8 protein-coding genes are annotated in these 12349 nt (G+C 45.4%); 4 read left to right on the forward strand and 4 right to left on the reverse strand.

Annotated elements, in window-relative coordinates; all coding sequences use genetic code 11:
* Positions 1 to 56 precede the first annotated feature (56 nt).
* Positions 57 to 1763, forward strand: coding sequence for an AAA family ATPase (locus AB4405_RS05165; RefSeq protein WP_372059898.1), 1707 nt, complete (start codon positions 57 to 59; stop codon positions 1761 to 1763).
* Positions 1753 to 2517: a general secretion pathway protein GspB gene (locus tag AB4405_RS05170; RefSeq protein WP_372059900.1), complete on the forward strand. Its 765-nt coding sequence runs from the start codon at positions 1753 to 1755 to the stop codon at positions 2515 to 2517. Before AB4405_RS05165 ends, AB4405_RS05170 begins: the two co-directional genes overlap by 11 nt.
* Before the next feature lie 92 nt (positions 2518 to 2609).
* On the opposite strand, the gene AB4405_RS05175 is transcribed toward AB4405_RS05170, so the two are convergent.
* From AB4405_RS05175 to AB4405_RS05190, 4 genes are all read right to left on the reverse strand, one after another.
* Positions 2610 to 4388: a PglL family O-oligosaccharyltransferase gene (locus AB4405_RS05175; RefSeq protein ID WP_372059901.1), complete on the reverse strand. Its 1779-nt coding sequence runs from the start codon at positions 4386 to 4388 to the stop codon at positions 2610 to 2612.
* 93 nt (positions 4389 to 4481) lie between these two features.
* A complete protein-coding gene (gene uvrA, locus AB4405_RS05180; protein ID WP_372059902.1) occupies positions 4482 to 7328 on the reverse strand; it encodes an excinuclease ABC subunit UvrA in 2847 nt (948 codons plus the stop codon).
* 164 nt (positions 7329 to 7492) lie between these two features.
* Positions 7493 to 8362: a UTP--glucose-1-phosphate uridylyltransferase GalU gene (galU, locus tag AB4405_RS05185; RefSeq protein WP_372059904.1), complete on the reverse strand. Its 870-nt coding sequence runs from the start codon at positions 8360 to 8362 to the stop codon at positions 7493 to 7495.
* A gap of 163 nt (positions 8363 to 8525) precedes the next feature.
* Positions 8526 to 9173: a LuxR C-terminal-related transcriptional regulator gene (locus AB4405_RS05190; RefSeq protein WP_102469847.1), complete on the reverse strand. Its 648-nt coding sequence runs from the start codon at positions 9171 to 9173 to the stop codon at positions 8526 to 8528.
* 262 nt (positions 9174 to 9435) lie between these two features.
* On the opposite strand from AB4405_RS05190, the gene AB4405_RS05195 reads away from it, so the two are divergent.
* A complete protein-coding gene (locus AB4405_RS05195) occupies positions 9436 to 9996 on the forward strand; it encodes a single-stranded DNA-binding protein (protein WP_372059905.1) in 561 nt (186 codons plus the stop codon).
* Between the two features lie 244 nt (positions 9997 to 10240).
* Positions 10241 to 12232 (forward strand): RNase E specificity factor CsrD, encoded by a 1992-nt coding sequence (gene csrD, locus AB4405_RS05200; protein ID WP_372059906.1) that lies wholly within the window; start codon positions 10241 to 10243, stop codon positions 12230 to 12232.
* The last annotated feature ends 117 nt before the right edge of the window (positions 12233 to 12349 follow it).

Here is a 12349-nt window from a genome sequence, read left to right on the forward strand (position 1 = left end):
GGCATTCATTAAGCCCAATGGTACTTTGCTTTTTGTCATAATGTAAGGACGAGAGAATGTATAAGGATTTTTTTGGTTTCCACGAGGTACCGTTTTCAATTGTGCCGAGCTCTCGTTATCTTTTTTTGAGCCAGAGACACCGTGAAGCCATGCAGCACCTACAGGCTGGATTAGGGCAAGGTGGTGGTTTTGCCATGTTAACTGGGGAAGTTGGCACCGGTAAGACAACCGTGGCTAAAGCGATGTTAGCGGCGCTTGATGATAAAACAGCCTCTGGATTCATTCTCAATCCCACCTTTTCTAGCCAAGATCTACTTGAAGCAATCTGCGATGAATTCAGTTTAACCTACCCAGAAAGAGCCTCGCTCAAGCAGCTTAGTCAGGCAATTTATCGTTATTTACAAAGCAATGAAGAGCAGGGCGTCAACACGTTACTGGTCATTGATGAGGCGCAACACCTGTCAGCCGATGTGTTAGAGCAGCTTAGGTTACTGACTAATTTGGAAACGGATGACCGCAAATTACTGAAAGTATTATTGATTGGGCAGCCAGAGCTGCAAGATAAGCTGCGTACTATGCAACTGCGTCAACTCGCACAACGAATTACCGGACGCTACCATTTGCTGCCACTTACTGAGGGGGAAGCTCGCCAATATATAGAGTTTCGTCTTTCGATGGCTGGTGGCCAAAGCACGCTCTTTTCAAAAAGTGCGGTCTCGGTGATCAATCATTCAAGCCAAGGAATCCCACGTCTTATCAATCTTATTGCCGACAAGTCTCTACAGTACGCCTATCACTCCGGACAAAAAGACGTATCAAAAGTACTAGCGCAAAAGGCGAGCGAAGACATTTTATCATTTCAAGCTCCGGGTTTTGTTAATGGTTCACATCATTCGAGAGCGACACCAAATGCCATCAATATCCGTACGATTGTCGGTTATATGTCGTTAGGAACGGTTGGAATGTCGCTGGCCTTGTTGCTTTATTTCAAAGGGCCGGAGCTGTTGGCACTGTGGCCACAAAGCCAAAAAAGCCCAGCGGGTGAGGCGATGGTTTCTGATTCTAAGGTGCTCACGAATACGTCTCATGTTGATCCTAGCGTTACATCGTTTGAAGCAACCCAAATACGCATGGGGTATTCTGCTACATTGATAGATTCGGTATTTTTAAGGTCGGATAAAGTCGCCGCAATACAAGAGTTGTATAAAATTTGGGGGTATCGAGCCAGTGTCCTTGATGGTATGTGTGAAGGTGATGGCAACAGTACATTTGTCTGCCAGAAGCGTTTAGGTACGTTGCAGCAAGTGCGGGATAACAATTTACCGGTCATGATGCCGATGTATTTAGATGGACGCGAAAGTTATGTTGTGCTGTACAAACTGTCAGACACCCATGCACAGATCCTCAATGGTTCAGAGCGGCTTCAGGTGTCGATTGATACATTGGAATCATTATGGACGGGTGAATATTACTTTATCTGGCAGCGGGCATTGACTCAAACTCTGAGGCTAAATCAAACAGGAGAAGCGGTACAGATCTTGGATGAAAAGTTATCAAAGGTCTTAGGGAGTCAACCGTCTGGTCATAATGTTTTCGATCAGCAATTAAAGAGGAAAGTTGAAGTGTTTCAACGCTGGCAACACATGGATGTTGATGGTATTGCAGGGCGAAATACCCTACAAACCCTCGAACTGTTAACACAAGCTGATGCTCCATCATTGACGCTTGACGCCTCTGTAAAGGAGGTTAAGCATGCAATGTAACCGATTGAACACGATGACACTTGTTGCGCTTAGTGGTTTGATTTTGTGGCCTGTGGTGCATTCAATGCCGTCTTTTGCCTCAGAAGAGGCTTTAGGGTCTACGACGACCTCGAAGGTCACGTCATTGGAAAAAATGAATACTGACTCGACTTCAAGTGAATCGGAACAGAGTGAAGTCATTAAGTCCGACAGTGATGTTCTCGTTCTTACTTATCCAGATTTTGGGCCGCTCAATACATTGCCTGAAGATAAGAGGCCGATCATTGAGCAACCCTCTGTTCAAAAACAGGAGAGTGTGGATCCTGCGTTATTAGCTATCCATTCATCGAGTGATAATAACAGACAATCACAATCACAATCACAGTCACAGTCACAGTCGCCAGCAGAGCGTAATGTACCAGACGAGCCGTTTACTCTTGAAAGCTTAGATCTGAGTGGGCTTGATCCTGAAATTGCTCGAAAAGTGGCATCGGCCATGAGTCAGATAGATACCCCTAACCCTGTGACCACCAATCGTATATCGCTTGAAGATAATGAAAGCAAATATCAAGGTCGCCTCCCTGCAATGAACCTTCAAACGCATATGTATTCTTCAGATTCGAATCGTCGGTGGATAAAAATTAATGGTCAGGAGCTGAGAGAAGGGGATCGGTTGAACAACGTTCAAATCGTAGAAATAAGCCCCCAATCAGTGACAATCCGCTTTGACAATGAATTGATAGAAGTGCCTGCGCTTTATGAATGGGCTGGGTAATAGAGCGTCGCCTTACAGATCGGCGACTTGCTCATACTCACTGATGGGAGTGTTGGTCGAATAGGCGCGATTAGCGCCATTCTTGAGTCGCGTTATTGACCCGTTGGGTCGGTTGGTCGGGACGATGATGGCGGACGTTCGTTGGTGCTGACCGCCTGGCCCGAAAACGTTTCGTTAGGAAACAAGTATTCAGCTTCTGTAAGCACTTGCAATGCCCGGCTGCTATCACCAATAGCGTAGTACGCGAGGATCAGGTTTTGGTAGAAAGCCGGTCGCGGCTTACGTTTTATGATCTTAATTGACCAGTCAATGTATGGCTGAATATATTGAGGTTGCTGGCTGCTCAATCCAATTTTTAGATAGGTACTGTATACATCCCAGTCATACCGATCTTTCCAAACGACAGGGTTTGAGACTTGCTGCAAAATATCAGGATTACGAGGCTTACTATGCTCGAACTGTGTGAGTACATAGTTAGTATGCAATGCTGCCACCATATAGGCGGTTGTTACGATGGGAACCACGAGTGACATGACTCGAACTAACGTTTTTGTTACGCGAGAAAATGAGGTTTGTTTTAACTGAGAACCTCGTTGGTCGACCCAATAAATTAAGACAATAAATGTCAGCCAATGCACCAATGAGTGGTAGAAAGGATACTCAAGTTGCGTATGTAAAATGATAGGAATAAAGAGCGCAAAGATAGCCAGCCGTGTTCCTGGTTTGGAGGTATAGATACGGCTTAAAATAAACACGGCAGCCAAAATAATACCTAAAATAGCCACGATCCCCCCCTCTATTCCCCAAAAGAGCAGTTCATTGTGTGGATGATCTAACGCGGGCATACCTGGTTCAAATTGCTCATTGAGCTGATGTTGTCGCGCGGTATAAAGGATGTACTCCGATTCAAACTTGCCAAGCCCATAGCCTGTCAGAGGCTTTTCTATCAACATATCAATAGATTGGCTATACAGCGTTGTTCTCACGTCTTGTAGTGTGGATTTATCTTCGATGAGTGTAGGATTTCCACTGCCACCAAAAGCGAGTAGCATGCCTAATGCCAAGCCGGTTAAGTTTGCGAGCGTCCAGCCGCGAAAGCGTTTGCGAGTGGAGTGACGATATAGGTAGGGCACCAAAAACAAAGCGCCAGTAGACGCGCCCAGCCAGCCAGTTCTTGAACCCAGTACAACGATCAATGGAATTAAGACGATAGGGGTCAAATACAATAAGGATACATCACTGATTCGACGATGATATTTGTGCTTTTGTCGAGCGAGTAAGTAGCCAGACAGCACTAGGCCGGTGGCGAGGAAGCTAGCCATGACATTGGGCTGTTGAAATATCCCATAAGGTCGATTGGCGATTGCGTTGTAACCAAAAATATTATCAACAGGTAGCCAAAAAAATTGGATGTAGCCTAAGATAGCTTCCATTAAGCTGGCGAGAACTATCAACCACAGCAGCCGTTGTTTTTGTTTATTAGTAAATTGAAATTGTTGCAGTAGAACAAAAAATAAGAAGCCACTCCACAGCGTGATGAAGCGGGGTAAAACGCTGCCAATGTTAGGCTGACTATACAATAACGGCAACGTCAGCAGCACACATGCAAATAGCAACCCAATGGTGAGCTTGCTAAAGCGTAAGTACTGATTACTGCCCAATTGGTATAGCCCAATGGCGAAGGCCACACTAAAGGCAATCCAGGTCGTGTTGTTAAATGACAACGCAAGGCCAATACCACCGGGATTAGGCCAAAAGAAATGCATAGCAACGAGATACACCACTGCCATTGCCGATAAAAATTTTCGGTTCAGTGGTGGGCGCGTGGTGATAGTGGCTAATTCAGTGCCATTGATAAATGTTGTTGCCATCGTAAGTCTGGTTTCACTATAGCTAAGAAAAACTAAGTGCCTAGGAAGTAGGCACTTAGTCAATAGGGACTATTTATTCTTTTAACATAGTTTTTAGGAAGTCACACCGTCTTTAGGAAGTAACAGCGGTTTTAGGAAGTGAGCGGTATGTGAACCTTCGACTTGTGACACAGATTCAGGTGTACCTTCTGCAATTATTTTACCACCGCCTTGCCCACCTTCTGGACCAAGATCGATCACCCAATCAGCGGTTTTTACCACGTCAAGGTTGTGCTCAATCACTACGACGCTATTGCCATGATCACGCAGGCGATGTAACACCGACAACAGTAGCTCAATATCATGGAAGTGAAGGCCGGTCGTCGGCTCATCAAGAATGTAGAGTGTTTTACCTGTGTCTCGTTTGGAGAGTTCTTTCGCGAGTTTCACGCGTTGTGCCTCGCCACCTGAGAGTGTGGTGGCTGCTTGACCTAAACGAATATAAGACAAGCCAACATCCATTAATGTTTGTAGCTTACGGGCGATCATCGGTACAGGATCGAAGTATTCTCGTGCATCTTCAACGGTCATCTGCAAGACCTCATCGATGGTTTTACCTTTGTAGCGAATCTCTAAGGTTTCGCGATTGTAACGCTTACCTTTACAGATATCACAAGGGACGTATACATCGGGTAAAAAGTGCATTTCCACCTTAATCACGCCGTCACCCTGACAGGCCTCACATCGTCCGCCTCGTACATTAAAGCTAAATCGACCGGGTTTGTAACCGCGAGAACGTGATTCTTGCGTGCCTGCAAACAGTTCTCGAATCGGCGTGAAAATACCGGTGTATGTCGCAGGGTTTGAGCGGGGTGTTCGGCCTATTGGGCTTTGATCAATATCGATGACCTTATCAAAGTGCTCGAGCCCTTCAATTTTCTTATAAGGTGATGGTTCAGCTGTCGTGGCACCGTTAAGCTGGGTATGAGCAAGCTTAAAGAAGGTGTCGTTGATTAGGGTTGATTTCCCCGATCCTGAGACGCCAGTGATGCAGGTAAATAACCCCACAGGGATCGTTAAATCGACGTTCTTAAGATTGTTGCCCGTCGCACCAGATAAGGTCACAACTTTCTTTGGGTCGAAAGGCGTGCGTTGCTTAGGAATCGAAATCTCACGTTTGCCACTTAAGTACTGCCCCGTTAATGAGGCCTCGGAAGCGAGAATGTCATCAATCGTGCCTTCTGCAACGATATAACCGCCATGGACACCGGCTCCAGGGCCAATATCAATGACATGATCGGCAGTGCGAATCGCCTCTTCATCGTGCTCAACCACCAGCACGGTATTACCTAAATCACGCAGATGGATGAGTGTATCGAGTAGGCGTTCATTATCACGTTGATGAAGGCCAATTGACGGCTCATCGAGAACATACATGACACCAACAAGCCCAGCACCAATTTGGCTTGCTAGACGAATACGTTGCGCTTCACCACCTGATAATGTTTCCGCACTGCGAGATAGATTGAGGTAATTCAGTCCAACATTAATCAAAAATTGTAACCGGTCATTGATCTCTTTCATCACCTTATCGGCTATTTGCGCTCGCTGACCTTCTAAGGAGAGTGAGTGGAAAAAGATCATCGCGTCACTGATACTCATCTCGACAATCTCAGGCAGCGTGGTGTCTTGGATGAATACGTTGCGTGCTTCTTCTTTTAACCGAGTCCCTCCGCAAGAGGTACAAGATTTGGTCGAGATATATTTCGTTAGGTCTTCACGTACGGAGTTCGATTCGGTATCACGGTAACGACGCTCAAGCGTATTCAAAATACCCTCAAATGGGTGATGTTTAACTCGAATGTCGCCTCGGTCATTCACATAGTTAAACTCAACCTCGGTGCGTCCTGACCCTTTAAGTACGACGTCTCTTATTTTTTTCGGCAGTGACTTAAAGGGCGCAAATAAATCGAAATCATAGTGCTTGGCTAATGAAGAAAGCATTTGAAAGTAATAGTAATTCTTTTGATCCCAGCCACGAATAGCCCCCTCAGCGATACTGATGGTCTCATCTTGAATGACACGGGCGGGGTCAAAATACTGTTGTACGCCCAGGCCGTCACAGGTGTGGCAAGCCCCAGCAGGGTTGTTGAATGAAAACAGTCGAGGTTCTAATTCTTGAATACTGTAGCCACAATACGGGCAAGCAAAATTAGCTGAAAAAATAATATCGTCTTTCTCGGCATCATCCATCCAACCCACGGCGACAATGCCACCTGATAACTCTAATGCGGTTTCAAAGGATTCAGCGAGTCGTTGTTGTAGGTTATCACGGACCTTGAATCGATCGACAACGACCTCAATGGTGTGCTTTTTATGCAGCTCTAATGGGGGCGGATCGGTAAGATCACAGGTTTCACCGTCGATACGAGCGCGTATAAAGCCTTGTGCGGCCAGATTCTCGAGTGTTTTTACGTGCTCCCCTTTACGCTCTTTTACGATAGGTGCGAGTAGCATCATCTTTGAGCCTTCGGGTAGCTCCAGTACTTTATCCACCATCTGGCTGACCGTCTGGGCGGCGAGAGGTGTTTTGTGTTCAGGACAACGAGGCTCTCCAACACGGGCATACAGGAGACGTAAGTAATCGTATACCTCGGTGATCGTACCAACGGTTGAGCGCGGGTTGTGTGATGTGGATTTTTGTTCAATAGAGATGGCGGGAGAAAGCCCTTCGATATGGTCGACGTCGGGTTTTTCCATCAAGGATAAGAACTGTCTCGCATACGCCGATAATGATTCGACGTAGCGTCTTTGCCCCTCAGCATACAAGGTATCGAATGCAAGCGATGACTTGCCAGATCCGGAAAGGCCGGTAATGACAGTGAGTTTATCGCGAGGAATCGTGAGGCTGACGTTTTTTAGGTTATGGGTTCGAGCACCCCTAACTTCGATCTTATCCATTGTTGCCACTCATGTAATATGCAGTGCGATAAGTATTACATAGTGTGAAGTTTGTGCAAAGAAATACTGGATAAAAAAACAGGCTTAAAGCTATGGAAGCGTCGACAAAAAACGCCACTTCTTAAGAGAAAGTGGCGTCTGATAACACAGGGATTGGCAATAGATTACGCTTTTTTCGTCGCGTGTTTGCCAAGCTCTGAGGTTTTTTCATCTTTTAGGTAAAGGTTTTCAAAGCAGTAGTTAGTGGCTTCGATGTAGCCCTCAACACTGCCGCAATCAAAACGTTTGCCCTTAAATTTATACGCTAAGACACAGCCTGATTTTGCTTGTTTAAGCAACGCATCGGTAATTTGGATTTCGCCACCTTTACCTGGCTCGGTTTGCTCAATAAGCTCAAAAATATCTGGGGTTAGGATGTAGCGACCAATAATAGCAAGATTACTTGGTGCTGTGCCCGCTTCTGGCTTTTCTACCATGTCGTCGACGCGGTAAAGGTCGTCTTTAATCATTTCACCGGAAATCACGCCGTATTTATGCGTTTCACTTTCTGGCACTTCTTGAACCGCGACAATTGAACAACGGAACTGTTTGTAGAGTGCCGCCATTTGTGCCAGTACGCCTTGCTCTTCATTAACACAAAGGTCATCCGCTAACACAACAGCAAATGGTTCATCACCGACTAATTCTCGTCCCGTTAAAATAGCATGACCTAAGCCTTTCATTTCACGCTGACGGACATAAGTGAACTGCGCTGATTCGATGATATCGCGAATATCGTCAAGCAGTGCTTCTTTGTTTGTGCCGTTGATCTGATGCTCTAGCTCATAGTTTTTATCAAAATGGTCCATGATGGAGTGTTTACCACGGCCTGTGACGATGCACATCCCATCCATTCCGGCTTGAATCGCCTCTTCAACACCGTACTCAATGAGTGGTTTGTTAACGACTGGCATCATTTCTTTTGGCATTGATTTTGTTGCCGGAAGAAAACGCGTTCCATAGCCAGCGGCTGGGAACAGGCACTTTTTGATCATGATAAAACCCTTTATCTTTATAATATTTACATCGTATCGCCAACGACGGTTATCTTGCTAGTCTACCGCTAATTAATTTGAGATAACAGCGATATCCAACAGCAATAACGCGACATTATTGCGACTTAGTTAACATCGTTTATTAAGAGTCTAGGGTCATATTTTAAGAGAGTAGGTGCTGATTCGCCCAGGCAATGGCTTGTAAACGATTCTTTACCGAGAGTTTTCGAAACACCTGATACAAGTGTGACTTGACGGTGGATTCGGTGATAAAAAGGTCTTCCGCCATTTGCATATTGGTGGCGCCAGACTGCAAGCTGCGAAGTATGTCTATTTCTCTGACGGTGAGATCGACCACTGCCGGTGAGGTATTCGCTGCGACAACGTGTCGATAATGATGCAGTAATTGGCTCGACACGTCTCTTGGCAGCCAATTTTTGCCATTAATAATCTCACCGCATCCGATAACAATTTTTTCTGGCGATTCGTGGCTATAAAAGAGGCCTTTGATATGGCCGTACTTAAGAATTTCTTCCGTCGTAAGTCTATGTGGGACATTGACTAAAATCGTCTCAAAATGCTTGCTGACGAGCGGTAGCTTGAGAACTTGTTGAAACATATCGAGGGATTCGTGATAGTCGAATAATAAGATCCGGTTCCGTACACTATTGCCGGCAATCAGCAAACTTTCAGGTTCGATAGTTTTGATTTCATTGATACTTAATGCTGACAGCCTTTGGATTAGAGGGTCGGAGGCTGTGGTGCTCAGCGTGACATGTTGAATGACGCGTTTGTAATTACTTGTTCGCATAAAGGTATCGTTACTCCCAGTGTTTTATGCATGCTGACGAATACGGTGGCGAGGTGCTAGGGCAGTACTAAACATTTGGGAGTCACTTAAAAAATCTAAGTAACTGATATAAATAACAAGTTGATTTTTTAGCGGTGCAAGATGACAGTGAGCGTACAGAGCCAATCTGCGGATTGATGTATTAAGCACTGTTGTCGAAATGGCGTATCGTGTTATCCTGTTGCGCTAATTTAAGACATCTATTGTGGTTACGGAGCAAAACATGGCAAGCCGTGGAGTAAACAAAGTCATTCTAGTGGGTAACTTAGGTAACGACCCAGAAATTCGTTACATGCCAAACGGTGGTGCGGTAGCGAATATCACAATCGCCACGTCAGAATCTTGGCGTGATAAAGCAACGGGCGAACAGCGTGAAAAAACAGAGTGGCACCGTGTTGCTTTGTTTGGAAAGCTGGCTGAAGTTGCAGGCGAATACCTAAGAAAAGGCTCTCAAGTTTATATTGAAGGTCAATTGCAGACGCGTAAGTGGCAAGATCAAAGTGGTCAAGACCGCTATACAACCGAAGTGGTTGTTCAAGGCTTCAATGGCGTGATGCAAATGCTTGGTGGTCGTCAAGGCGGCGGTGCTCCGATGCAACAAGGTGGAATGAACCAAGGCGGCATGCAGCAGCAACAAGCACAACAACCTCAACAAGGTTGGGGCCAGCCACAGCAGCCGGTTCAACAAGCACAGCAGCAGCCTGCTCAGCAGCAAAAACCAGCGCAGCAACAGCCGCAATACAACGAGCCACCAATGGACTTTGATGACGACATCCCGTTTTAGCTTGGTCGTGATAGTAAGCAATAACGTTGCTTGCAGCTCGAATAAAAAAACCGCGAGTATTTCGCGGTTTTTTTCGTTTATTAGAATTAGCGTGACGAATGAAACGTACGTTTGCTGATAAATCTGTTATAACAAATAGTTAACGTAACATTGTTGTCGGTATTTAAGCATTATCGATAATGTACTGCGTGAACCTTTCTCTCGAGTAGAGAAGATAAATGGATCAAAAAGGACTTGAGCATTTATGAGACAAACCCCAACCTTGAAATTGAGTACTCGCTTAGTGGCGTTTGTCACGGTGATAGTGCTCAGTGCGGTTTTTATTCTGTTTGTCGGTGGTACGCTGTCGATAAAAAAAATGGGTCAAGAATACCTTAACCACCATTTGTCAGGCATCGTGAAGGTGATCGACAAAGAACTTGAAGATCCTGACGCGGCATACATAATGCAACGCTGGATGCCTAAAATGCTGCAAGCCAGTAATATTATTGAGATGCAGCTATCTTCTTCAGCTGGTGTCGTTTACCGCTACAAAAACACTTCCCCAATGATCGACCGCACGATCACCTACGAAAAAACGTATACCTTAGAGCGTAATGACGGCTATACCATCAGCTTTACAGCACTTCCGCCCTACCTGGGGGTCCGCTATTCTTTAGAGGCGATGTGGTCTGTTACATTGGCTTTTGGTTTGATTGTTTTTTGCTTAGTGCAGGGAGTGAAATGGGTCAGAGCGCAGCTTATTGGATCGGAACTGCTTGAAGAGCGAGGGCGAATGATCTTAGGTGGGCGGGTTGAACAGTATGCAAAAGGTGATTTACGCGAGTGGCCTTACACTGCGAGTGAAGCGTTAGATATATTGATTGAGGAGCTACAAGATGCTCGTCAAGAGCGCAGCCGCTTCGACACTTTTATTCGTACTCAAACCTTCCTTGATCCATTGACAGGCAGTGCAAACCGTATGCTTTTTGATAGCAAACTTGAGTCTGCGTTACTGGAAAGCGGTGCTCAGGGTGGTGTGATGCTGTTTCGCATTGAAGATTGGGATCAGGTCAGTGAGCTAAATAGTAAAGCGGTGTCCGATGACTTCTTGATTGAAGTGGGCGAGGTCATCTCTAATGCGGTACAAAAATACCCAGATGCGATCTTCTCTCGATACTTTGATGCCGACTTTGCAGTTTTTGTTCCCCATCAGAGTGCTAAAGATTTGGGGAGTTTGGCCAATCAATGCCTTCGCCAGTTAGAAAAGGTGACGCCACCTACGCCACTTGATGAAGATAACTGGTGCCACATTGGTGTGAGTATGTATGCGGAATCAGAGCGCCAGGGACGAGTTATGGAAGAGGCGGAAACGGCTCTGAAAAGTGCTCAGCTTCAAAAAGCCAATAACTGGAGCCGGTTTAGTAAACAAACGCAAAGTATGGATGAGCGTGGCAGTGTGCGCTGGCGAACCTTATTCGATAAAGCGCTGCTACCGGACAATTTGTTGATTTTTTCCCAGCCTTGTTACCTGTATGAAAAAGGCCAAGATCTGAGTACGCTTCACCGTGAGCTATTCGCTCGAATTGAAGATCCAGAGAGAGGAGTGATCAAAGCTTCTCGCTTCCACTCGGCGCTGATTCAAGTGGGGTATGAATCCAATTTAGATCGTTCTGTTTTGAACAAGGTGCTTCGTAATATAAAGCAAGGTAAAAATATCCTCCCGATCTCCATTAATCTGTATGTGGTTCCTTTTGCTAACAAGCGTCACTTCAAATGGTTTAGGGATGAGTTATTACAGATGCCTATTGCTCAAAGACAGCAATTATCATTTGAATTTTCTGAAGCGAGAGTCATTCAGCACTTGGACTATATTCGTCCTGTCATTAGAATGCTATCTGGTTTAGGGTGTACCGTTATCGTTGGCCAAGCTGGCCGTTCGATTGTCAGTACTCATTACATTAAAGATCTGAAAGTTGATTACCTGAAGTTGCACCGTAGTTTGATCAAAAAGATCGATCAACGAGACGAGAACCAACTGTTTGTGCGCAGCATGGTTGGAGCGTGTGGTGATTCACCCACTAAGGTCATCGCGGTTGGAGTGGAAAGCAAAAAAGAGTGGCATACCCTCATTGATTTAGGTGTTTCTGGTGGGCAGGGACGTTACTTTGCTCCTGAAACGCAATTGCTACCTGAGGCCTCGGTAAAAACAGCCGTAATCAAACCGGGTCGTCGCAATCGTTGGCGTAAAACCTAGTGATTGTGAAGTTTTGTTATCACGAATGACGAATAACCCCACATTGAATGAGTCACTTATAAAGAAGAAATAAAGTGAGTTTGCCGCTAATTACTGTCAATTTTTTGCGTTAAGTAA

Source organism: Vibrio sp. 10N.261.51.F12 (genome assembly GCF_041471725.1).
Taxonomy (GTDB): Bacteria; Pseudomonadota; Gammaproteobacteria; order Enterobacterales; family Vibrionaceae; genus Vibrio.